The sequence below is a fragment of the Curtobacterium sp. AB451 genome, assembly GCF_050585845.1.
Classification (GTDB): domain Bacteria; phylum Actinomycetota; class Actinomycetes; order Actinomycetales; family Microbacteriaceae; genus Curtobacterium.
The window spans coordinates 560,903-582,552 of sequence record NZ_JBOBQG010000001.1 but is presented as its reverse complement, the minus strand read 5'-3'; the positions used below and the strand labels follow the sequence as shown (position 1 = coordinate 582,552).

20 protein-coding genes are annotated in these 21,650 nt (G+C 73.1%); 12 read left to right on the top strand and 8 right to left on the bottom strand.

Going from position 1 to position 21,650, the window contains the following annotated elements; genetic code table 11:
- Positions 1 to 132: 132 nt before the first annotated feature.
- On the bottom strand, positions 133 to 1,266 hold the full coding sequence (locus ACQXVK_RS02680; RefSeq protein ID WP_430852579.1) for an alpha/beta hydrolase: 1,134 nt from the start codon (positions 1,264 to 1,266) through the stop codon (positions 133 to 135).
- A gap of 203 nt (positions 1,267 to 1,469) precedes the next feature.
- On the opposite strand from ACQXVK_RS02680, the gene ACQXVK_RS02675 reads away from it, so the two are divergent.
- Positions 1,470 to 2,324: a PPK2 family polyphosphate kinase gene (locus ACQXVK_RS02675; RefSeq protein WP_430852578.1), complete on the top strand. Its 855-nt coding sequence runs from the start codon at positions 1,470 to 1,472 to the stop codon at positions 2,322 to 2,324.
- A 269-nt stretch (positions 2,325 to 2,593) separates the two neighbouring features.
- Complete coding sequence (locus tag ACQXVK_RS02670) at positions 2,594 to 4,783, top strand: DEAD/DEAH box helicase (protein ID WP_430852576.1); 2,190 nt, start codon at positions 2,594 to 2,596, stop codon at positions 4,781 to 4,783.
- Between the two features lie 65 nt (positions 4,784 to 4,848).
- Here the strand turns inward: ACQXVK_RS02670 and ACQXVK_RS02665 are convergent, their stop codons facing one another.
- Both ACQXVK_RS02665 and ACQXVK_RS02660 read right to left on the bottom strand, forming a co-directional pair.
- Positions 4,849 to 5,358, bottom strand: coding sequence for a mycothiol transferase (locus ACQXVK_RS02665; protein WP_402265036.1), 510 nt, complete (start codon positions 5,356 to 5,358; stop codon positions 4,849 to 4,851).
- Positions 5,359 to 5,394: 36 nt separating this feature from the next.
- Entirely contained in the window at positions 5,395 to 5,961 is a 567-nt protein-coding gene (locus ACQXVK_RS02660) for a MarR family winged helix-turn-helix transcriptional regulator (RefSeq protein ID WP_430852574.1), read from the bottom strand.
- Between the two features lie 232 nt (positions 5,962 to 6,193).
- On the opposite strand from ACQXVK_RS02660, the gene ACQXVK_RS02655 reads away from it, so the two are divergent.
- The 4 genes from ACQXVK_RS02655 to ACQXVK_RS02640 all read left to right on the top strand — a co-directional run bounded on the left by ACQXVK_RS02655 (position 6,194) and on the right by ACQXVK_RS02640 (position 12,289).
- Positions 6,194 to 6,793 (top strand): hypothetical protein, encoded by a 600-nt coding sequence (locus ACQXVK_RS02655; protein WP_022905694.1) that lies wholly within the window; start codon positions 6,194 to 6,196, stop codon positions 6,791 to 6,793.
- Positions 6,794 to 6,913: 120 nt separating this feature from the next.
- Positions 6,914 to 8,089 (top strand): S24/S26 family peptidase, encoded by a 1,176-nt coding sequence (locus tag ACQXVK_RS02650; protein WP_416395686.1) that lies wholly within the window; start codon positions 6,914 to 6,916, stop codon positions 8,087 to 8,089.
- Between the two features lie 61 nt (positions 8,090 to 8,150).
- Positions 8,151 to 9,314 (top strand): metallophosphoesterase family protein, encoded by a 1,164-nt coding sequence (locus ACQXVK_RS02645; RefSeq protein WP_402265027.1) that lies wholly within the window; start codon positions 8,151 to 8,153, stop codon positions 9,312 to 9,314.
- Positions 9,314 to 12,289, top strand: a complete 2,976-nt coding sequence (locus ACQXVK_RS02640) for an AAA family ATPase (RefSeq protein ID WP_430852573.1) — start codon at positions 9,314 to 9,316, stop codon at positions 12,287 to 12,289. Before ACQXVK_RS02645 ends, ACQXVK_RS02640 begins: the two co-directional genes overlap by 1 nt.
- Before the next feature lie 34 nt (positions 12,290 to 12,323).
- Here ACQXVK_RS02640 and ACQXVK_RS02635 read toward each other — a convergent pair whose 3' ends face one another.
- Complete coding sequence (locus ACQXVK_RS02635) at positions 12,324 to 12,500, bottom strand: hypothetical protein (RefSeq protein ID WP_022905690.1); 177 nt, start codon at positions 12,498 to 12,500, stop codon at positions 12,324 to 12,326.
- A complete protein-coding gene (locus ACQXVK_RS02630) occupies positions 12,497 to 13,210 on the bottom strand; it encodes a class E sortase (RefSeq protein ID WP_042723538.1) in 714 nt (237 codons plus the stop codon). The genes ACQXVK_RS02635 and ACQXVK_RS02630 overlap by 4 nt, the downstream gene beginning before the upstream one ends.
- 186 nt (positions 13,211 to 13,396) lie before the next feature.
- Between ACQXVK_RS02630 and ACQXVK_RS02625 the strand changes: the two genes are divergently transcribed.
- Positions 13,397 to 13,834: a GNAT family acetyltransferase gene (locus ACQXVK_RS02625; protein WP_402265019.1), complete on the top strand. Its 438-nt coding sequence runs from the start codon at positions 13,397 to 13,399 to the stop codon at positions 13,832 to 13,834.
- A 190-nt stretch (positions 13,835 to 14,024) separates the two neighbouring features.
- Here the strand turns inward: ACQXVK_RS02625 and ACQXVK_RS02620 are convergent, their stop codons facing one another.
- A complete protein-coding gene (locus ACQXVK_RS02620) occupies positions 14,025 to 14,966 on the bottom strand; it encodes an EamA family transporter (protein WP_430852572.1) in 942 nt (313 codons plus the stop codon).
- 36 nt (positions 14,967 to 15,002) lie between these two features.
- Here ACQXVK_RS02620 and ACQXVK_RS02615 point away from each other — a divergent pair, with 36 nt between their 5' ends.
- The 5 genes from ACQXVK_RS02615 to ACQXVK_RS02595 all read left to right on the top strand — a co-directional run bounded on the left by ACQXVK_RS02615 (position 15,003) and on the right by ACQXVK_RS02595 (position 20,834).
- On the top strand, positions 15,003 to 16,139 hold the full coding sequence (locus ACQXVK_RS02615; RefSeq protein WP_416393696.1) for a CPBP family intramembrane glutamic endopeptidase: 1,137 nt from the start codon (positions 15,003 to 15,005) through the stop codon (positions 16,137 to 16,139).
- A 9-nt stretch (positions 16,140 to 16,148) separates the two neighbouring features.
- Positions 16,149 to 17,996: a DNA helicase RecQ gene (gene recQ, locus ACQXVK_RS02610; protein ID WP_430852571.1), complete on the top strand. Its 1,848-nt coding sequence runs from the start codon at positions 16,149 to 16,151 to the stop codon at positions 17,994 to 17,996.
- 79 nt (positions 17,997 to 18,075) lie between these two features.
- A complete protein-coding gene (locus tag ACQXVK_RS02605) occupies positions 18,076 to 18,816 on the top strand; it encodes a lysophospholipid acyltransferase family protein (RefSeq protein ID WP_022905684.1) in 741 nt (246 codons plus the stop codon).
- A gap of 467 nt (positions 18,817 to 19,283) precedes the next feature.
- Positions 19,284 to 19,925, top strand: coding sequence for a M23 family metallopeptidase (locus ACQXVK_RS02600; RefSeq protein ID WP_430852570.1), 642 nt, complete (start codon positions 19,284 to 19,286; stop codon positions 19,923 to 19,925).
- A 66-nt stretch (positions 19,926 to 19,991) separates the two neighbouring features.
- Positions 19,992 to 20,834 carry an NAD(P)-dependent oxidoreductase gene (locus ACQXVK_RS02595; RefSeq protein WP_416393694.1) on the top strand — a complete coding sequence of 281 codons (843 nt, stop codon included), beginning with the start codon at positions 19,992 to 19,994 and terminating at the stop codon, positions 20,832 to 20,834.
- On the opposite strand, the gene ACQXVK_RS02590 is transcribed toward ACQXVK_RS02595, so the two are convergent.
- Together ACQXVK_RS02590 and ACQXVK_RS02585 are read right to left on the bottom strand one after the other, a co-directional pair.
- Positions 20,831 to 21,067, bottom strand: a complete 237-nt coding sequence (locus ACQXVK_RS02590) for a hypothetical protein (RefSeq protein ID WP_416393693.1) — start codon at positions 21,065 to 21,067, stop codon at positions 20,831 to 20,833. The genes ACQXVK_RS02595 and ACQXVK_RS02590 overlap by 4 nt on opposite strands.
- 9 nt (positions 21,068 to 21,076) lie before the next feature.
- Positions 21,077 to 21,613, bottom strand: a complete 537-nt coding sequence (locus ACQXVK_RS02585; protein ID WP_042723537.1) for a MarR family winged helix-turn-helix transcriptional regulator — start codon at positions 21,611 to 21,613, stop codon at positions 21,077 to 21,079.
- Positions 21,614 to 21,650: the final 37 nt, after the last annotated feature.

Here is a 21,650-nt window from a genome sequence, read left to right as displayed (position 1 = left end):
CCGGTGCCGCCGCCCGTGCCGAGTCTCGGCTCCGCGGACAGTTCCGCGCCGCCGGCGCCCGAGGAACGTCCGCCGAGCCGAGACTCGGGGGCGCGTGCGTGCACGCGTGCGTGCGTGTCGCGTGTCCGCGCCTCAGCCCAGGCGCGCGTGCAGGAAGGCGACGACGCGTTTGCTCATCGCCTCGTCGAGCTGCGCGATCGAGTGCGCCGACCCCTCGACCGCGACGAACGTCACCGGGACGTCGTGCCGACGGAGCGTCGCGGCGAACTCCTGCGACTCCCACAGCGGGATGAACTCGTCGGTCGAGTGCCCGATGAAGAACGGCGCCGTGTCCGAGGTGACGTGGTACTCCGGCGACGCCCGGGTCGCCGCGGGGCAGTCCGTGTAGGTCCGGCAGCCGAGGTACAGCAGCTGCTTCCGCTGGAACGACGCCGAGACGCCGTCCGCCTCGGTCGAGCGGGACGTCAGGTTCGTGGGGCCGCTCAGGTCGACGACGGCACGGATCCGGTCGCCCTGCGCGTACGCCGTGGAGTCGTGGTCCGTCACCGCCAGCATCGCCGCGAGGTTCCCACCCGCGCTGCCCCCGAACACCCCGACCCGCTTCCGGTCGACATCGTACGTGGACAGCGTCGACGGCCGGAACACCCAGTCGAGCGCCCGTCGGACGTCGTCGAGCCCGGCCGGGAACGGGTCCGTCGGGGCGAGCCGGTAGTCCACGTTGAAGGTGACGAAGCCCTCGGACGCCAGGTACTCGCAAACGGACCGGTAGGCGGCGGTCGCCTTGTCGCCGTGCGACCAGCTCCCACCGTGGATCATCAGGACGGCGGGCCGCGTGCCCCCGGCCGCCTGCTCGGCGACCCCGGCCACCGCATCGCCCGCGACGGTGCCTCCGGCGGCCGCATCGCCCGCGCCGGTGTCTCGGGCCTGCGCATCGACCGCGACGGCGTCTCCGGCCCGCAGGCCGACCGCGTCCGCATCCGGGTCTGCCGAGGCCGAGGCCGACGCGGCCGGGGTCGGCGTCGTCGTGGTGTCCGGCGCGCTGTCCGCCGGCAGGCACACGTCGAGCCGTTGCAACGGGTCCGATCCGTACGGCACGTCCGCGACGACGTCGATGCCGTGGTACCGGAGCGACAGCGGGTAGATGACGGGTCCGGCGGTCACCGTCCGGTTGTCGTCCCCGACCGGGTCCGTGCTGCACGACGCGACCGCGCCGAGCGCCACGACCGCGGCGACGAGCGCGAGCAGCGTGCGACGGCCTGACCTCATCAGGTCAACGGTAACCCGGCCGCCACGGGCCGTCGTCCACCCACGGGAGGACCCCGCACCACACACGACCCCGCCCCACCGACACCCCCGCCCCACCGACGCCCCCGCCCCCGACGACCCCGCGCCCCGACGACCCCGCCCCGGCCCCGCCGGACGAACCCGCCCGTCGGTGCCAGGATGGGGGCGACCCCGCAGGAGGACCCGTGAGCCGTCGCAAGGCCTGGAACGCCGACCCCGAACCGCTGCTCCGCGTCGAGGACGGGTTCCGCCTCGACCGGGTGGACCCGGAAGCCACCCCGGGGTTCCCTGGCCGGAAGATCGACGGCCTCGAGGCGCTCGCCGCCGGCGCCTCCCGCCTGTCCGCACTGCAGGAGCGCCTCTGGGCCGCGTCCACCGCGGGCGACCAGCGCCGCGTGCTCCTCGTGCTCCAGGCCATGGACACCGCGGGCAAGGGCGGCATCGTCTCGCACGTCGTCGGCGCGGTGGACCCGAACGGCGTGCACTACGCCGGGTTCAAGGCGCCCACCGCCGAGGAGCGCGACCACGACTTCCTCTGGCGCATCGAACGACAGCTCCCGGGTGCCGGCCAGCTCGGGGTCTTCGACCGGTCCCACTACGAGGACGTCCTCATCCAGAAGGTCCGGGCGTTCGCTCCGCCCGAGGAGATCGAGCGCCGGTACGGGGCCATCGTCGACTTCGAGGACGAGCTCGCCGCGTCCGGCACGAGCCTCGTCAAGGTCATGGTCCACATCTCGAAGGACGAGCAGCGCGAGCGCCTCGGTGAGCGGCTCGACCGCCCCGACAAGCACTGGAAGTTCAACCCGGGCGACATCGACGAGCGACTCCTGTGGGACGACTACCAGGCCGCCTACCAGACGGTGTTCGAGCGCACCTCGACCGCGACGAACCCCTGGTACGTCGTCCCCGCGAACCGCAAGTGGTACGCGCGGCTCGCCGTGCAGCAGCTCCTGCTCCGCACGCTCGAGGACATGCAGCTCACCTGGCCCGCAGCGGACTTCGACGTGGCCGAGCAACGGCAGCGGCTCGCCGAGTCCTGACCCGGGGTCCGTCCAGGAGGCACGGGTCGCCCTCGCCCCGCGGCCCCGGCCCGGCGGTGGGCTGGCCAGCGACGCGTCCATCGCGTAGACTCACTCGGTCGGCCTTCGACACCGTGACATTGTGATCACGGAGTGTTCTTCTGGGTGTGTGTTGCTCGAGGGCTGGATTCACGTCGATCCGCGACGGGAAGAACCCCCTCTCCGCACGCAAGCCCCCGCCGATGTCGCTGCCGGGCGCTGCGGTACGTTGCGCACCCGAGGAAGTAGTCATGGCCCCGTACAACAAGGGCGGCGCGGACAACCGCGCCTCCGACCGTGTCCGTCACCCGAACGGCACCCCTGCCGCTCGCAGCAGCAAGCACCGCGGGTTCCGCGCCGCCGACCCGTCGGCTCCGCGGCAGAAGCAGCGCTGGGACGCCGAAGAGCGTCGCGGCCGTGCGGCACAGGGCGAGCGCCCGAGCCGGCCGAACTGGGAGCCACGCGACGGTGGCCAGGGCCGCCCGCAGCGCGACGACCGCGGTGGCCGTCGCTTCGACCGCGACGACCGTGCCCCGCGTCGGTTCGACCGCGACGACCGTGCGCCGCGCCGCGACCAGGACGACCGTCCGCGTCGTTCGTTCGACCGCGACGACCGCGCTCCCCGCCGCTTCGACCGCGATGACCGCGCACCTCGTCGCGACGACGACCGTGCCCCGCGTCGGTTCGACCGTGACGACCGTGCCCCGCGTCGCTTCGACCGCGATGACCGCGCCCCCCGTCGCGACGACGACCGAGCGCCCCGTCGGTTCGACCGTGACGACCGTGCTCCGCGCCGCGACCAGGACGACCGTCCGCGTCGTTCGTTCGACCGCGACGACCGTGCCCCGCGTCGGTTCGATCGTGACGACCGCGCACCTCGTCGCGACGACGACCGTGCCCCGCGTCGGTTCGACCGCGACGACCGTGCCCCGCGTCGGTTCGACCGTGACGACCGGGCTCCCCGTCGCGACGACGACCGTGCCCCGCGTCGGTTCGACCGTGACGACCGGGCTCCCCGTCGCGACGACGACCGCGCCCCGCGTCGGTTCGACCGTGACGACCGTGCCCCGCGTCGGTTCGACCGTGACGACCGTGCCCCGCGTCGGTTCGACCGTGACGACCGCGCACCCCGTCGCGACGACGACCGTCCGCGTCGTTCGTTCGACCGCGACGACAGCGCCCGTGGGCACTTCGTCCCCGCGGACGACGTCAAGCTCGAGAAGCTCCAGGCCGAGGCCACCGTCGCGGCCGACGTCGAGGGCGTGACCTTCGGCGACCTCGGCATCGGCGGCAACATCACCCGTGCCCTGGCCGAGCTCGGCGCCTCCAGCCCGTTCCCGATCCAGGCGGCGACCATCCCCGACGTGATCGCCGGCAAGGACGTCCTCGGCCGAGGCCGCACCGGCTCCGGCAAGACGATCGCGTTCGGTGCACCCCTCGTCGAGAAGCTCATGGAGCACGGCGGCGGCACGAAGCGGAAGATGGGTCGCGCTCCGCGTGCGCTCATCCTCGCGCCGACCCGCGAGCTCGCGCTGCAGATCGACCGCACCGTGCAGCCGATCGCCCGCTCGGTCGGCCTCTTCACGACGCAGATCTACGGCGGCGTGCCGTACGGCCGTCAGGAGGGCGCCCTCGAGCGCGGCGTCGACATCATCGTCGGCACCCCCGGCCGCGTCCAGGACCTCATGAACAAGGGGAAGCTCGACCTCAGCGAGGTCGTCATCTCCGTGCTCGACGAGGCCGACCACATGTGCGACCTCGGCTTCCTCGAGCCGGTGCAGGAGATCCTCTCCGCCACCGCCGAGGTCACGCCCCAGGGCAACCGTGCGCAGAAGCTCCTGTTCAGTGCGACGCTCGACGCCCAGGTCGCGTCGCTCGTCGCCCAGTTCCTGCACGAACCGAGCGTCCACGAGGTCGCCGGTGAGGACCAGGCCTCGTCGACGATCGACCACCGCGTGCTCGTGGTCGAGCAGCGCCAGAAGGACCAGCTGCTCGAGGAGCTCGTCGCGGGTGACGGCAAGACCATCGTGTTCGCCCGGACCCGTGCCTACGCCGAGCGGCTCGCCGACCAGTTCGAGGACGCCGGCATCCGCGCGACCTCGCTCCACGGCGACCTGAACCAGTCGCGGCGCCAGCGCAACCTGCAGCTGCTGACGAGCGGTCGCGTGAACGTCCTCGTCGCGACCGACGTCGCGGCCCGTGGCATCCACGTGGACGACGTCTCGCTGGTCGTGCAGGCCGACGCCCCGGACGACTACAAGGCGTACATGCACCGCTCGGGCCGCACGGGTCGTGCCGGCAAGGAGGGCACCGTCGTCACGATCGTCCCGCGCAGCCGTCGTCGCAAGATCGAGGGCATCCTCGAGCACGCGGAGATCGAGGCGGACCTCGTCGACGCCGCACCCGGTGACGGGATCGTCGCGGAGCTCGCCGCGCGGTAGTCGCGAGCGGACGCACGACGGGAGGCACGGTGCCGGCTGGCACCGTGCCTCCCGTCGCGACCGCGTCAGCGGTTGAAGAAGAGCAACCCGCGCACGTACCCGGCCTGTCCGGCGTGCTGCGTGCAGTCGTCGAGGATGCTGACGAGTCGCGCGCCCCGCGTGACCGGCGGGTCCCACGCGTCGTCGACCACCGGGTCGAAGTCGTCCGGGTCGAGCGTGCGGACGTAGGCGACCGTGCGCTCGTGCACCGCGCGGAGGTAGCCGACCAGCAGGTCCGCCGAGGCGCGGACGCGTCCGACGTCGTCGCGCGACATGCCGTAGCCGAGGGCCTCAGCGGGGAAGGGCAACCCGAAGCGGTCCACCCAGCCGTCCGCGGTCCACACCTGCTCGGTGCCCGCGAGGTCCGCGACCTGGGCGTCCTGCCCGCGCGCGATGTGCCACGCGAGCCAGGCGAGGGTGTTCGCGCCCGCCGCCGGACGAGCGGCCAACTGGTCCTCCGACAGGCCGCCGACGGCCCGCTCGACGGTCGCCGGCACGCGCGAGAACGCTTCGATGAGGAGTTCTGAGGGGGTCATGCCGGCCACGCTACGCGCGGCGACCGACCCCGTTCGTCACGGGGTGATGCCGGCGACGGTCGCCGCCACCGACACGCTCCGCGAGTGGTGTTCGAGCGCCGTGCCGAGCCGGTCGAAGGCGTCGGCGAGCCGCCGACGGTCGCCGGGGGCGATGACGTCGCGGAAGGCGGCCGTGTAGACGCTGCCGATCTCGCTGGCGACCTCGGAGCCGGAGGCGGTGAGGTGCACGAGGATGCTGCGCCGGTCGGCGGGGTTCGGCCGACGCTCGATGTGCCCGCGCTGCTCGAGCCGGTCGATCAGGCTCGTCATGGCGCCCGTGGAGAGCTCGAGGTACTCGCCGGCCTGCTTGGGGGTGACGCCCTCGCCGTCGGCCGAGGCGAGGAAGAACACGAACCGGGAATCCGTCGCGTTCAGGCCGTGGGTGGCGCTCTCGTGGTGCAGGACCCGTGCGTGCTGGGTCTGCAGCATCCGGAACGCGGTCATGAGCGCCGCGAGGTCCCCGCGCGGGTCGCCCTCGGGGACGCCGATCGTCGGCGACACGGGTGCAGTGAGGAGCTGCGCGGTGTGCGGGCGCTGCGCGAGCGCGGGGACGGTGTCCGTCATCGGGCGGCTCTTCTCGGGTGGTGATCGTCGGGGCGATCGGTGGGACGACTGGGGTACGACGCCGTGATGCTCATTGAACAAGTATCTCAGCGATTGAACTACCCCCAACTGTGGGGGTGTAGCTTCCATTGTGAGTCACACGGCGGCCAAGTAGCTTGATCGTCGTACGAACCACCGTGCCGGAGCGACCAACCACCGCAGACCCGGCACACCATGGATCAGGAGCTCCGTCATGTCCCGTGTCACCCCTCGCGCCGCTCGTCTCGCCGCCTGGATCGCCGTCCCCGCCGCTCTCGTGGCCTCGGGTGTCGTCGTCTCGACCGCGTCCTACTCGGCGTTCTCCGCCACCACGGTCAACCCCACCAGCAACTGGAGCGCCGGCACCGTCGCCCTCACCGACGACGACAACAACACCGCGCTCTTCACCGCGACCGGCCTGAAGCCCGGTTCGACGGGGACGAACTGCATCACGGTCACCTCGACCGGCACGCTGCCTTCGACGGTGAAGCTGTACGGCACGAACCCGGCGACGACCAACGCCCTCGCGACGAACATCAACCTCACCGTCGAGCAGGGCACGGGCGGCGGCTTCGGCTCCTGCACGGGCTTCACCCCCGCGTCGACCAGCGGCACGCTCTACAGCGGCACCGTCGGGGGCTTCGGCTCGGCCTCGACGAACTTCGCCTCGGGCGTCGGCACCTGGGCGCCGACCGGCAGCGGCTCGGAGTCGCGCGTCTTCCGCTTCACCTACACCGTGTCGAGCACCGCGCCGAACACCGTGCAGGGCGGCACCGCGGCCCTCGGCTTCACCTGGGAGGCCCAGAACAGCTGAGCGGGCCGAGCGGGAGCGTCGTGAGCGCTCCCGCCGCCGCCCAGCGTGACGGCCGGGACCGGGCCCGATGCGGCCCCGTCCGTCACCGCCCGATCAACGCGCCCCCGGTCGAAGGCAGTCATGGTCAGCATCGAAGTGCACGGTGGACCCGCACCGCACGACGCGCTCCGCGACGCCGTCGACTGGGGGCGCGTCGTCGTCGCCACGATCGCCCGCGGCGTCGTCGCGACGGTGCTCGGGCTCGCGCTCTGGGCCGCCGCGCCCGCCGTCATCGGCTGGCAGCCGACGACCGTGGTGACCGGCTCGATGGAACCGCGGCTCGTCCCCGGGGACGTCGTGGTCTCCCGCCCCGTGGCGCCCGCCGAGCTCCGGGCGGGCAGGGTCCTGCTCGCCGACGACCCCGACCAGCCCGGCCACCTGCGCATGCACCGCTACGTCGACGACGGCCCGGACGGCACGATCGTCACCAAGGGCGACGCCAACCCGCAGCAGGACTCGACACCCGTCGAGCGGTCGGCGGTGCACGGGGTCGCCTTCCTGCGGGTCCCCGTCGTCGGCACCCCGATCCTCTGGCTCCGCGAGGGCGCGTGGGGCAGGGTCGGGATCCTCTCGATCGGCCTCGTCGCGCTGCTCGCGCTCTGCACCGTCGACGGATCGCTGCGCCGCCTGGTCGACACCGACCCCGCGGACGGTCCGTCCGACGACGACCCGCCCACGGGACCGGACGACGCCGACGGCACCGCCACCGGCCCTCGGACCGGCAGGGACGACGGCCAGGAGGCGCGGCGCACCCCCGCCAGACACCGTGCGCCCGACCCGTCCACCGTCGCATCGCGCCGCACCGTCCGTCGGACCGCCCGTCGCATGCGTCGCACCCGCCGGCTCGGCGGCGCAGCAGCCGTGCTCGTCCTCGCCGGCGGTGCCGGGGTGCTGCTGCCCGCGGAGGCCGTCGCGGGACCGTGGACGCGGACCACCGCCACGGCGTCCTCGTTCGGTGCCCTGACGGTGCCGCAGGCCACCGGCCTCGGCTGCACCGCCAACGGCGACGGAACGGTGAACATCGGCTTCACCTACCCGGGGCCCGCGGCGACCTCGTTCTCGGTGCTCAGCGGGACGACCGTCCTCGCCACCGGGACGACCTCACCCGTGCGGGTCACCGGCTCCGGTCTCCTCAACCTGGGACAGGTGTACACCGTCGTCGTGCGCGTGGACTTCCTCGGCAACTGGACGTCGACGAGCACCTCGACCGCCAGGATCCAGACCGCCCTCGTCGGCACGAGCCTCAGCTGCGCCTGAGTTCTCCACAGGCCGCCGCGAGGCACCCGGCGATGTCCCCGGCCGGCGCTACCGTGACCGCATGCGCATCCTGCACACCGGCGACTGGCACCTCGGCCGCACACTGCTGGGTGCCGATCTGCTCGCGCACCAGTCGGCCTTCCTCGACTGGCTCGTCGAACAGGTGCGCGCCCGCGCGGTCGACCTCGTCGTCGTCGCCGGGGACGTCTACGACCGTGCCGTCCCGCCGGTCGACGCCGTCCGGATGCTGTCACGGGTGCTCGAACGGCTGGCCGAGACCACCACGGTCGTGGTCACGCCGGGCAACCACGACTCCGCCGCCCGGCTCGGCTTCGGCGCCGGTGTGATGGACGCGCGGGTCCGGATCCTCGCCGAACCCGCCGGCATCGCCACGCCCGTCCTCGTCGACGACGCCCACGGTCCCGTCGCCGTCTACGGCATCCCCTACCTGCACCCCGACCTGACGCGGTACGCCCTCGCCGCGGTCCCCGACGAACCGCTCGCCCGCTCCCACCAGGCCGTGGTCGGTGCCGCGATGGACCGTGTCCGTGCCGACCTCGCCGGACGCCCGGGCACGCGCAGCGTCGTCGTCGCACACGCGTTCGTCGGTGGGACCGAACCGAGCGACAGCGAGCAGGACATCCGCGTCGGCGGTGTCGACCGGGTGGCGCGCTCCGTGTTCGACGGCATCGACTACGTCGCGCTCGGGCACCTGCACGGTCCGCAGCGCGTCGGTGACGACGACCGCCTCCGCTACGCCGGCTCGCCCCTCGCGTTCTCGTTCGGTGAGCGGCACCAGCGGAAGTCCGTCACCGTGGTCGACCTCGACGACGCGGGCCGGGTGACGGCCGAGCTCGTACCGACGCCGGTGCCGCGCCGCCTGGTCGACGTCCGCGCCACGATCGACGAGATCGAGTCCGGGGCGCACCAGGCCGCCACGGACGCCTGGGTCCGGGTCGCCGTCACGGACACCGTGCACCCCGAGCGCATGTACGCGCGGGTGAAGGACCGCTTCCCGTTCGCACTCGCCGTCACGCACGAACCCACCGACCGTGGCGAGCGCGCCGCCGCACGCGCGGTCACGGCGACCTCCGACCCGGTCGAGGTCGCGGCGGACTTCGTGTCGTTCGCGACCGGCACCACCCCCGACGACGCCGACCGTGCGATCCTCACCGAGGCGTACGAGGCCGCCGCCGCGGCACTCCAGCGCGAGGGGGACCGCTGATGTACCTGCACCGACTCGACCTCCGCGCGATCGGTCCCTACCCGGACCTCGTGTCGATCGACTTCGCGGCGCTCGCCGCCTCGGGGGTGTTCCTGCTCGAGGGGCCGACCGGGTCCGGCAAGTCGACGATCATCGACGCCGTGGTGTTCGCCCTGTACGGCGGACTCGCCGGTGCCGAGGCGAGCGACGACCGGTTGCACAGCCAGCACGCCGACCCCGCGGTCGAGCCGTTCGTCGAGCTCGTGTTCGAGACCGGTGCCGGGGTGTACCGCCTCCGACGCACACCGCAGTACCACCGCCCGAAGCAGCGGGGGACGGGCACCGTCAAGCAGCAGGCGTCCGCGCAGCTGTTCCGGCTCGCCGGTCCCGGTGACGCGATCGGTGAGCCGATGTCCTCGCGCATCCCCGAGATCGCGATCGAGGTCGCGCGGATCGTCGGACTCGACAAGGCCCAGTTCCTGCAGACCGTCGTCCTGCCGCAGGGCGAGTTCGCGCGGTTCCTGCGGTCGCCCGGCGAAGAGCGCCGGAAGCTGCTGCAGTCGCTGTTCGGCACCGAGGTCTACGACCGGACGGCCGACGAGCTCGCTGCCCGACGCCGCGCCGTCCTCGCCGAGGTCGAGGGTGCGGACGCCGCCGTCCGCGACGCGCTCGCCCGGTTCGCCCAGGCGGCGGGTGCCGACGACCCGGACGAGGCCGCCGTGCCCGAGACCGTCGCCGCGCTCCGTGCCACGGCCGACGCCGCCGAGTCCGAGCGCGCCGACGCGACGCGTGCCGCTGCGGTCGCGGCCGCGCACGAGCAGTCGGTCACGGGCCGCGCCGCCGCGGCCGAGCGACGGACCGCCCTGCTCGCACGTCGTGCCGAACTCGATGCTGGTGCCGACGCCGTCGCGGCCGCCCGGGCCCGAGTGGCGTCCAGCGAACGTGCCGGCCGGGTCGCGGTCCTCGCCGACGGCCTCGACGCCGCTCGGGCGCGGGCGGACCGTGCCCGCGCGTCGACGGACGCCCTCCGTTCCCAGCACGGTCTGACCGCCGACCACGACGCACTCACACGACGGCGGACCGCCGTGACGGACTGTCTCGCCGCGGTCCGGCACCGCGTCGACCTCGAAGCCGCCGTCCCGGGCCGGCGTCGCTCGATAGCGGACGCCGTCGCCCGCGGGGCCCTCCTGGCCGAGCGGCTCGTCGAACTCGACGCCACGCTCGACGCTCGCCCAGCCGAGCGCGCCCGGATCGTCGAGGACGCCCGTGCCGCTGCCGCCCTGGCCGCCGGGTCCGAGGCGGCGCGGCTCGAGGTGGACCGCGTCCGCGTGCTCCGGGCCGAACTCGTCGCACGGGCCGGGTCCGAGCGAAGGGTGCACGGCGCCGAACAGGCCGTCGCCGCCGCGCGCACCACCGCCCACGAACTCGTCCGGGCCGAGCAGCACCTGCGGGAGCGCCGCATCGCCGGTCTCGCGGGGGAACTCGGTGCCGCGCTCCAGCCGGGTGACCCGTGTCCCGTCTGCGGCGCGACCGAACACCCCGTCGTCGCCACCCCACAGGACGACCACCCCACCGCCGACGCGATCGAGGCCGCCGCCGAGCGTGCCCGTCGGGCGGAGCGGTCGCTCGCCGACGCAGCGACGACCCTCGCGCTCGAGCGGGCCGAGCTCGATCGGCTCACCGATGCCCTCGGCGACACCGACGACGAGACCGTCGATGCCCTCGCCGCGGCGGCCGACGCTGCCGTGGCCGCTGCGCACGCTGCCGCCGTCCGCGTGCGCGAGCTCGAACAGCAGCGCGCGACGCACGACGACACCACACGCAGCCTCGAACGGCAGCGGAACGACGTCGACGCCGAACGGGCCGTGCTCGCCGCCGCGGTGACGTCCGACACCGAACGCCTCGACCAGGACACTGCCGCGGTGGCGCTCGCCGTCGATCGGGTCACCGAGCACCTCGGTACCGCTCCGGAGACGCTCGGCCGCGGGGTCGAGGCCCTCGACGCGCTCGTCGGGCGTCTGGACGCGGTGGTCGAGGCCGACGTCCGGGCGGCCTCGGCGGCGGCCGACGTCGACGAACGTGCGGCCGAGGTCGACCGGGTGCTCAGCGCCCAGGGGTTCGACGACGTCGCCTCCGCCCGTGCCGACGTGCTCGACCAGGCAACGGCCGGGGCGCTCCGAGCCGAGGTCGCCCGCGCCGACCAGGCCCGTGCGGTCGTCGACGCCGGGCTCGCCGAACCGGCCGTGGTCGCCGCGGCGGACGACGACCCACAGACGCTCGACCTCGACGGCGCCCGGGCGGCGCGGGACGCCACCGCAGCCGCGGCCGAGGCCACCGTCCGCGCGGCCACCTCGGCGCTCGACCGTGCGGTCGCCTCCGAGCGGTGCGCGGTGGATCTGGCGACGGCGGTGCGTGCGCGCGACGACACCTCGGCGCGCAGCCGGGCCGTCGTGCGACTCGCGGACGTCGCTGCCGGTGTCGCCTCGGCCAACCCCACCGGGATCACCCTCGGCACCTACGTGCTCATGCGCCGGTTCGAGGACGTCGTCGCGGCGGCGAACGACCGGCTGCGAGCGATGCTCGCGGGTCGCTTCACGCTCGAGACCTCCGACGAGCGGGAGTCCGGCTCACGGTCGCGACGGACGGGGCTCGCACTCGCGGTGCACGACCAGACAACCGACACCGTCCGCGATCCCCGCAGCCTGTCGGGTGGCGAGACCTTCACGGTGTCGCTGTGCCTCGCCCTGGGGCTCGCCGACGTCGTCCAGGCCGAGGCGGGCGGGGTGTCGCTCGGCACGCTGTTCGTCGACGAGGGCTTCGGCACGCTCGACCCCGAGACCCTCGACGACGTGATCGGGCAGCTGTCGCGCCTGACGGCGGGCGGACGCCAGGTGGGGATCGTCAGTCACGTCGAGGAACTGAAGCAGCGGATCCCGGAGCGGATCGCGGTGCGGCGCACGGCCGACGGCGGCTCGCGGGTGACCACCACCGTCTGACGCGCGACGCCGACGGGCCGCCCGCCGACGTGGGTCAGGGCGACGGTGAGACGTCCACCGTGCCGTCCGGCGGGGGCAGGATGTCCGCCGCGACCCACGGGAAGACGTAGGTGAAGAGCACCCACACGATCGCCGCGAGGAGCACGAGCAACTCGATCACCTTGAGCGCCGTGGGGCCGGGCAGGATGCGCCAGACGAACGGGAAGATCACTGCACGGTCTCCGAGAGTTCCTTCGGGGTGCCCTCCGACGCGGGCATCCAGTAGTCGAGCTTGGCGTGGGTGACGTACCGTTCCTTGGCCGACCACATCGGGTGGCACGCGGTCAGGGTCATCCATCGGTCGTCGGCGGTCGGTTCGACGCCGGGCTTGTTCGGCACCGGGGCGATGGTCTCGACGTGGTCGGGCGTGACGATCTGCGAGTCGGTGACCTTGTAGACGTACCAGACGTCGAACTTCGTCTTCGCGTCGGTGACCCGCACCACGATGTCGTCGCCGGTCTTGAGCTCGGCGATCTGGTTGAGGGGCTTGCCGTAGGTGACCCGGTGTCCGGCGACGGCGAAGTTGCCCTCGGCGCCCGGCATGGCGGTGTCCACGTAGTGACCGAGGCCGATGGTGTTGAGGACCTTCTCGCGGTCGGTACCCTCGCCGATCGGTCGCTCGTAGTCCTTGCCGAACCGGGGGATCTGCATGGTCCCGAAGACGTCGGTGACAGCCGGCGGCTCCGCGAGCACGGGTGCCGGCCCGCGGTGCTCGGTCCCGGTGCCGGCGGTGTCGCGTTGCCCGAGGCCGTCGACGAGCTTGGTCTGTTCGTTCACGGCGACGACGTCGGTCCACCACGCCGTCCACACCACGTACAGCCCGGTCCCCACGCCGGCGATGATGAGCAGCTCCGCGATGAGCGAGACGATCGCGCCACCCACGGTCTGACGCCGCCGCGGAGCCCGACGCGCAGCACCCACGGCACCGTCGCGGCGGTCTCGGCGCGACGAGAGTGTCTCGTGTGCGGTCACGGGGCTCCTGATTCGGATGGGGTGGTCGGACAGGTCTATCAGATCACGGCGACGAACCGGAGACGAGGTTGTCCACAGCACCGTTACGGTGCAGTGATGCAGCACGTCCTCCGACCGTTCGCCCCTGCCGACACCGACGCCGTCGTCGCCCTGTGGGAGGAGTGCGGGCTGGTCCGTCCCTGGAACGACCCCCGACGCGACATCGCGCGCAAGCTGACCGTGCAGCCCGAGCTGTTCCTCGTGGCCGAGGACGTCGACGATCCGGCACGCCCGGTGGTCGGGGCCGGCATGGCGGGGTTCGACGGGCACCGGGGCTGGGTGAACTACCTCGCGGTGCGGCCCGACGTGCAGGGCACGGGCCTCGGACGGACGTTCATGGCCGAGTTCGAGCGACTGCTGACGGACCTCGGCTGCCCGAAGCTCAGCCTGCAGGTCCGCGCCGGCAACGAGCGGGTGATCGGCTTCTACGAGTCGCTCGGGTACGCCGACGACCACGCGGTCTCGCTCGGCAAGCGGCTCATCCCCGACGACTGACCCCGGATGCGCGCCGCCCGGCCCGGACGACTCCACGCGCTGAGCGACACCTCACGCGCTCGATCGCCCGTGAACTGTCGCGCAGCGCGAACCATCCCACGCCGCCAGCGCCGCCGCAGCAGCCGCCAGCGCCGCAGCAGCCGCCAGCGCCGCCGCACCCAGCGCCGCCGCAGCCCGCGCACGCGCCCCGCTACGCGAGCGCCAAGCCCACCGACGCCCCGAACGCGAGCACGATCCCGGTCCACTGCACGGCCGTCAGCCGTTCCCGCAGCACGACCCCGGCGAGCACGACCGTCCCGATCGGGTAGAGCGCGTTGAGCACGCTGACCACGGGGAGCGTCGCCGGGTCGTCGCTCGAGTGCAGTCCCGCCTGGATGAACACGTTCGCCGCCGCGTCCAGGACGCCGCAGACGACCACCGTCCACACCAGGCGGGCCGGCCAGCGTCCGCCGACCCGGATGCGGCCAGACGCGGCAGACCCCGCGACGTCGGCCGACGTCCCGGGGTCTGCCGCGCCTCCAGGACCCCGCACCGGGGCCGCCCGCCGGGCGACGACGACCGCCGCCGTCCCGAGCAACACGGCCTGCAGGACCCGCGCGACGACCAGCGGCACGACCCCGGAGTCCGACGGCGTCATGTCGTACGCGAGCACGATCCCGCCGAACCCGCACCCCGCGACCGCCGCCGTCACGAGTCCCACCGTGGTCACCCGCGCTCCCGACGTGTCGCGCACCGCGGCCACCAGGACCACCGCGACGACGGCGACGACCAGGGCAACGACCGCGAGGCCCGACAACGCCGTCCCGCGCAGCACCGCCACCACGACCGGCACGAGGGCGGCGAACACGGCGGTCAGCGGGGAGAGCACGCTCATCGGGCCGATCGCGAGCGCGCGGTAGAGCAGGAGGACGCCGACCCCACCGGACATGCCCGCGGCCGCACCCCACAGGACCGTCTCGGTCGCGAACACGCCCCCGACGAGCAGGAGCCCGGCCAGGAGCGGCAGGACACCGACCGCGGCGGCGACCGCGGCGACGGTCACCGCGCGGACCCGCCGGGACGCGAGGCCGCCCAGGAAGTCGGCGAACCCGTAGACGAGGGCGCCGGAGAGGCCGAGGACGACGGTGAGCACGGGTCCCATCCTGCCCGGCCCGGTACCCTGCGTGACGTGAGCGTTCCCTACCACCGCCTGCCCCGCGTCGACGCACGCTGGAGGTGGTGGCGCCCACTGGTGGCCATCGCGTTCCTGGCGGGCTGGTACGTCGCCTCGCAGGTCCTGATCACGATCGCCTACTTCGTGCCGATCGCGGCGACGAAGGGCGAATCGGGCCTGACCGGGCTGCTCGACACCCTGCAGGACGGCGCGCTCGACCCCACCGACCCGGTGGTGCTCTCGCTGACCCTGGTCTCGCTCGTGGTCCTCTTGCCGGGGATCCTGCTCGCGGTGAAGATCGCGCGCATCGGGCCGGCGGGCATCCTCACGTCCACGCGCTTCCGGGTGCGGTGGGGCTGGACCGCGTGGTGCATGCTCCCGACACTCGTGATCGCGGTCGCGATGTTCATCGCGCAGACGGGGCTGTTCTCGGCCGACGGCATGTTCACCACCGACGGCGGGCTCGGGTGGAACCACGCCGTGATCGGCCAGTCGACCGTGTCCCTCGGCACGCTGACCCTCACGATCGTGCTCGTCCTCGTGCTCGTCCCCTTCCAGGGCGCGGCAGAGGAGTACATCTTCCGTGGCTTCCTCATGCAGACCATCGGCTCGTGGATCCCGGCGCGCATCGGCACGGTGCTCGCGGTGGCGGTCTCGACGGTCGTCTTCGCGCTGCTGCACATCCCGAACGGCTACAACGTCTGGGGCATCCTCGACGTCGGCTCGTTCGGGCTCGTCGCCGCGATCATCGTGCTGCGCACCGGCGGGCTCGAGGCCACCGTCCTGCAGCACGCCTTCAACAACATCATGATCTTCGTGCTGCAGGCACCGGGCTGGTCGCGGATCGACCTCACGTCGCAGGACGCGAACGGCACGATCGGTGGCTGGCTCGTGACGCTCGGGACCTCGCTCGCCTACTGGGGCATGATCGAGCTCCTCGCGTGGTGGCGGAAGCTCGACCGGCGGTTCGCCGGGGCGCCCGCGCCCCGCTTCCGGGGTCCGGTGCCGGTCTGGGCCGGTGGCGCGCGCTGGTTCCGTCCAGGAGGCGCGGGCTGGGCGGACGCGCCGGCCGGGCCGGACGACGTGGCCGGGCCCGGCGAGGAGTCGGCGGAGCCTGTGGACAGTGCGGTGGGTGTCTCCGGTCGCCCGTAGGCTCGTCGCATGAGCACCACGCCCGCGCCCGCTGCCGTGTCCGCGTCGCGTGCCGCCGCGCTCGACGTGCTGCACCGGGTGTGGGGGTACGACGACTTCCGGGGCGAACAGGCGTCGATCATCGACCAGGTCGTCTCCGGCGGCGACGCGCTCGTCCTCATGCCGACCGGCGGTGGCAAGTCCCTCTGCTACCAGGTGCCCGCGCTCGTGCGGGACGGCGTCGGTGTCGTCGTCTCGCCGCTCATCGCGCTCATGCAGGACCAGGTCGACGCCCTCGCGGCGAACGGCGTCCGGGCCGCGTTCCTCAACTCGACGCAGGGACCGGACGAGCGAGCCCGGGTCGAGCGGGCCGTCGTCTCGGGCGAGGTCGACATGCTCTACCTCGCGCCGGAGCGACTCCGGCTCGAGTCCACCCGGGCGCTGCTCGACCGCGCCCGCATCGCCCTCTTCGCGATCGACGAGGCGCACTGTGTCGCCCAGTGGGGCCACGACTTCCGGCCCGACTACCTCGAGCTCAGCGTCCTGCACGAACGCTGGCCGACCGTCCCGCGAATCGCCCTCACCGCGACCGCGACCCCGCAGACCCACCGCGAGATCTCCGCGCGGCTCGGCCTCGACGACGCCGCGCACTTCGTCGCCGACTTCGACCGGCCGAACATCCAGTACCGCATCGAACCGAAGACCGGGGCCCTCCAGCAGCTCCTCACCTTCATCCGCACCGAGCACAGCGGTGACGCCGGCATCGTGTACTGCCTGTCCCGCAACTCGGTCGAGCGCACGGCCGCCGCGCTGTCCGAGCAGGGGATCCCGGCGCTGCCGTACCACGCCGGACTCGACGCCAAGGTGCGTGAACGGAACCAGTCCGCCTTCCTGCGCGAGGACGGCATCGTCATGGTCGCCACCATCGCGTTCGGCATGGGCATCGACAAGCCGGACGTCCGGTTCGTGGCGCACCTCGACCTGCCGAAGTCGGTCGAGGGGTACTACCAGGAGACCGGTCGCGCCGGGCGTGACGGGCTCCCCTCGACCGCCTGGCTCGCCTACGGCCTGAACGACGTCATCCAGCAGCGGCGGATGATCGACCAGTCCGAGGGCGACGCCGCGCACCGTCGGCAGCTCAGCGCGCACCTCGACGCCATGCTCGCCCTGTGCGAGACCATCGAGTGCCGACGCGTCCGGTTGCTCGCGTACTTCGGGCAGGAGTCCACCGCGTGCGGCAACTGCGACACGTGCATCGCCCCACCAGAGTCGTGGGACGGCACCGTGCCGGCCCAGAAGTTCCTGTCCACTGTGGTCCGGCTCGACCGTGAACGCGGGCAGCGCTACGGCGTCTCGCACCTCGTCGACATCCTCGTCGGCAAGCAGTCGCCGCGCGTGCAGGAACTGCGGCACGAGTCCCTCGCCACCTTCGGCATCGGCAGCGACCTGGGCGAGGCCGAGTGGCGGGCCGTCGCACGACAGCTCCTCGCGCAGGGGTACGCGGCGGTGTCCGGCGACGGGTTCGGCACGGTCGTCCTGAGCCCGACGAGCGCCGACGTCCTCGCCGGCCGGGTCGAGGTCCGGATGCGGCGGGACCCCGTCAAGGCCCCGCGGGCGTCCCGGAACCGTCGAACCGTCGTGACCGACATGCCGCAGGAGGCCCTCGGCCTGTTCGAGGCGCTGCGTGCCTGGCGTGCTGCGCAGGCGCGCGAACAGGGCGTGCCGGCGTACGTGGTGTTCAACGACGCGACGCTGCGGGGGATCGCGGCCGTGAAACCGGCCGACGAAGACCAGCTGTCCGAGATCTCCGGCGTGGGCGGCGCGAAGCTCGAGCGGTACGGCCGCGCGGTGCTCGACGTGGTCGCCCGAGCGGAGTAGCGGTGACACATTCCGAGGTGGGCATGTGATCGGGGTTGCGATCACTACACTCGGAGACTCCCGTCACGAGGAGGTACGTGTGTCCGGTTCGTCGAAGTACACGACGCTGAGCCGTGCCTTCGTGGCACCGCTCGCGCGCCTGGTGTGGCGACCGCGGGTCATCGGCCGGAAGAACGTGCCGAAGCACGGTCCGGTGATCCTCGCGAGCAACCACCGCTCCTTCATCGACTCGCCGACCATCGGGCTGCTGGCCCCGCGCAAGGTGTTCTTCCTCGCGAAGAAGGAGTACTTCACGGGCACGGGCTTCCGCGGTGCGGTGTCGCGCGGGTTCTTCGAGGGCATCGGCGCGATCGGCGTGGAGCGCGGTGCGGGTTCGGCGGCGCAGCACGCCCTCGACCTCGGGCTCGAGCGACTCGAGGCGGGCGAGGCCTTCGCGATCTACCCCGAGGGCACCCGGTCGCTCGACGGCCGGCTGTACCGCGGGCGCACCGGTGTGGCGTGGCTGGCGTTGACGAGCGGTGCTCCCGTCGTCCCCGTCGCCCTCACCGGCACCCAGGACGTCCAGCCCGTCGGGTCCCGCGTCCCGAAGCTCGCCAGGGTCACGATCGAGTTCGGCGCCCCGATCGACCTCTCCGGGTTCGGCGATGCATCGTCCGGCCGTGCGCGTCGGCACGCGACCGACGCGGTGATGGCGGCGATCCAGGAGCTCAGCGGCCAGGAGCCCGCGAACGCCTACAACAACCCGCCTGCGACGATCGTCGAACGGGTCCGGCAGGTCCTTCGTCGCGACGACCCGACGGACTCGGTCGAACCGGACTAGCTCCATCACCCAGGACGTGGTGTTGCACATCTGAAATACCGGTGGTTCAATGGAAGGGTGCCGAGGGGCACGCTCCGACCGCATCCCGACCGAGAACGGGGTGCCCGACCACCTGATCGGCAGGCCAGCAGCATGTCCTCCACCCCGCTCGTCCACTCCGTCGCCTGCGCCGTCGCCTGCGCCTGCGCCTGTGCCCGCGCCGACGCCGTCCACGTCTGACCGCGCCCGTGTCGATGCCGTCGTCCACGACGTCCCACCCGTTGCCGCTGCGCCCGCGCGGTGCCGCTCGCCGCGCGTCGCTCGCCCCCGTGACCGCTCGTCCGGCCACGCACCCGACCACCGGGGCGGCGGTGCACCGTCCTGCCGCCCCGGTCTCCACCCGTGTTCGCCGGTCCGGTCGCCGGTCGGCGCACCGAGCGCGGCCCGTCACCCGTTCGATCGCACTGCCGTCGCGTCCGCGACGTGCCGTGCCCCTCACCGCGATCGCCGTCGCGACCTGCCTGGTGGTCACCGTCGCGACGCCGCAGACCGCCGTGGCCAGTGCTGCTGCCGGCGTGACGTCGTCCGCCGCCGTGCTCGACGCACAGGAGTACACGACCTCGGCGACCGAGGCCGTCCGCGCCGAGCGGGACGGCTTGGCGATCGGGCGGGTGCCGGAACGGGCTCCGGCGTCGGGCTCGGCGTCCGGTCGGCCGGCCAGCACCGCGGTGGCACGGCCCGTCGTCGGGACGATCCCGGTGGCGGGCGGCTTCGGCACCCGGTCGGTCAGTGGGTGCGGGGCCTGCTCGACGAACCACCGCGGGCTCGACTTCGCGGCGCGCGAAGGGACCGCGGTCGTCGCGGCGATGTCCGGCCGCGTGGTCGCCGCCGGGCCCCTCGGCGGGTACGGCAACCAGGTCCTGCTGCAGCACCCGGACGGATCCGAGACCCGGTACGGGCACCTGTCGCAGATCGGTGTCCGGGTCGGGCAGAGCGTCACGGCGGGCGAGCGCATCGGCGCCGTCGGGAACACCGGCGTCTCGACCGGGGCGCACCTGCACTTCGAGGTCCTCCGCGGCGGGGTGGCGATCGACCCGGCGGTGTGGCTGGGGGATCGCGGACTGCTCTGACCTGCGGCGCGTAGCGTCGGACCCGCTGCCGCACGGTGCGGCGCAGGGACGGAGACGCGCGTGCGGGTGAGTGTGCTGGGGACCGGGGCGATGGGTGCCGGGGTGGCGGGGTCGCTGCTCCGCGAGGGCCACGCGGTGACCGTGTGGAACCGGAGTGCCGACAAGGCCGCTCCGCTGGGGGACCGGGGTGCAACCGTCGCGGACGACCCGGGTGCTGCCGTGGCCGAAGCGGAGGTCGTGCTCCTCACGCTCTTCGACACCGACGCGGTGGTGGACGTCCTCGAGGCGGCCGCGGGCGAGGCGCCGACCGACGCCGTGTGGGTGCAGTGCTCCACGATCGGGGTCGCCGGCACCGAGACCGTCGTCCAGCTCGCCGGCAAGTACGGGATCACCCTCGTCGAGGCCATGATGCTCGGCACGAAAGCGCCGGCGGAGCAGGGCACCCTGACGATGCTCGCCGCCGGACCCGCCGACGTGCTCGAGCGCATCGACCCGGTCCTCGACGCCATCGGTGCGAAGACCGTCCGCGCCGGCGACCACGTCGGGGCGGGGACGGCGCTCAAGCTCGCCGCGAACGCCTGGATCGCGTCGATCACGGCGGCCACGGGGCAGTCCCTCGCGCTCGCCCGGTCGCTCGGCCTGGACCCGGCGCTCTTCCTCGAGGCGATCGACGGCAGCGCCAGCGACTCCGCCTACGCCCACACGAAGGGGAAGTCGATCATCGACGGGTCGTTCCCGGCGCAGTTCGCCCTCGACGGCCTGCGGAAGGACATCGGGCTCATCACCGACGCCGCACGTGCCACGGGGGTGTCGACGGTCGTGCTGGACGCTCTCGGACGGGTCTACGCGGATGCCAGTGCCGCGGGCCACGGCGGGGACGACATCGCGGCGGTCGGCACGGCCTTCTAGCGGCGTCCGTCGCGACCGAGGAACCGTCGGAGCGCGTTCGTCACGCGCCCGACGGCCTCGTCGTTCATGGTGTTCGCGAGGTCGAACGCCTCACGCGCGGGGTCGGCCCCGGCCCGGATCCGACGGAGTGCCGCGTCCGCCCGGGCTCGGGCGTCGAGCTCGGCGAGGGGCATGTCGTCCTCGGGGTCGTGCGGCGCGGGCACCGCAGTGCCACCGGTGCCCGTGTCTGCCATGGCAGCAGGCTACGCGGACCGGCTGATCCCGCGGTCGTGGTCGCGGACGTCCACGTCGACCTCGTCCACGACGCGGACCATCTCGTCGAGGAACGACACGATGACGGCCATGTCGTCGGTCGACAGGTGTTCCGCCGCCTCGACCGCGCGGGAGTCGAGCTGGTCGATCACCTGCAGCACTTGGCGCATGGATCCACCGGACGCGGTAAGGATGACGCCGCGGCGGTCGTTCGGGTCGGCGTGGCGTTCGACGTGGCCGCTGCGGACGAGTCGGTCCACGAGGGCCGACGTCGAGGCAGGGGTGATGTCGAGGCGCTCGGCGAGGTCCTTCGCGTTGACCGTCCGGCCGGCTTCCTCGGCGTCGATGAGTGCGCGGAGGGCGAGCAGGGCGTTCTCACCGATGCCCAGTGCCTCGCGCGCACGGCGTTGCGCAGCACTCTCGGCGCTGCGGTACCTGCGGAGTGCGTTCAGCACATCCACCGCGTCGACCCGGGAATCCTCGCCGTACCAGAACCCCGCGGCGCTCGTCGTCACCTCGGTACTCATGAACACAATGCTAGACGCTCTAGTTAGATTGTCTAGC

Excerpts from the sequence above, each read along its gene's own strand:
- ACQXVK_RS02680 (WP_430852579.1), bottom strand. The coding sequence starts at position 1,266 with ATGAGGTCAGGCCGTCGCACGCTGCTCGCGCTCGTCGCCGCGGTCGTG.
- ACQXVK_RS02670 (WP_430852576.1), top strand. The coding sequence starts at position 2,594 with ATGGCCCCGTACAACAAGGGCGGCGCGGACAACCGCGCCTCCGACCGT.
- ACQXVK_RS02665 (WP_402265036.1), bottom strand. The coding sequence starts at position 5,358 with ATGACCCCCTCAGAACTCCTCATCGAAGCGTTCTCGCGCGTGCCGGCG.
- ACQXVK_RS02660 (WP_430852574.1), bottom strand. The coding sequence starts at position 5,961 with ATGACGGACACCGTCCCCGCGCTCGCGCAGCGCCCGCACACCGCGCAG.
- ACQXVK_RS02655 (WP_022905694.1), top strand. The coding sequence starts at position 6,194 with ATGTCCCGTGTCACCCCTCGCGCCGCTCGTCTCGCCGCCTGGATCGCC.
- ACQXVK_RS02650 (WP_416395686.1), top strand. The coding sequence starts at position 6,914 with ATGGTCAGCATCGAAGTGCACGGTGGACCCGCACCGCACGACGCGCTC.
- ACQXVK_RS02645 (WP_402265027.1), top strand. The coding sequence starts at position 8,151 with ATGCGCATCCTGCACACCGGCGACTGGCACCTCGGCCGCACACTGCTG.
- ACQXVK_RS02640 (WP_430852573.1), top strand. The coding sequence starts at position 9,314 with ATGTACCTGCACCGACTCGACCTCCGCGCGATCGGTCCCTACCCGGAC.
- ACQXVK_RS02625 (WP_402265019.1), top strand. The coding sequence starts at position 13,397 with ATGCAGCACGTCCTCCGACCGTTCGCCCCTGCCGACACCGACGCCGTC.
- recQ (WP_430852571.1), top strand. The coding sequence starts at position 16,149 with ATGAGCACCACGCCCGCGCCCGCTGCCGTGTCCGCGTCGCGTGCCGCC.
- ACQXVK_RS02590 (WP_416393693.1), bottom strand. The coding sequence starts at position 21,067 with ATGGCAGACACGGGCACCGGTGGCACTGCGGTGCCCGCGCCGCACGAC.
- ACQXVK_RS02585 (WP_042723537.1), bottom strand. The coding sequence starts at position 21,613 with ATGAGTACCGAGGTGACGACGAGCGCCGCGGGGTTCTGGTACGGCGAG.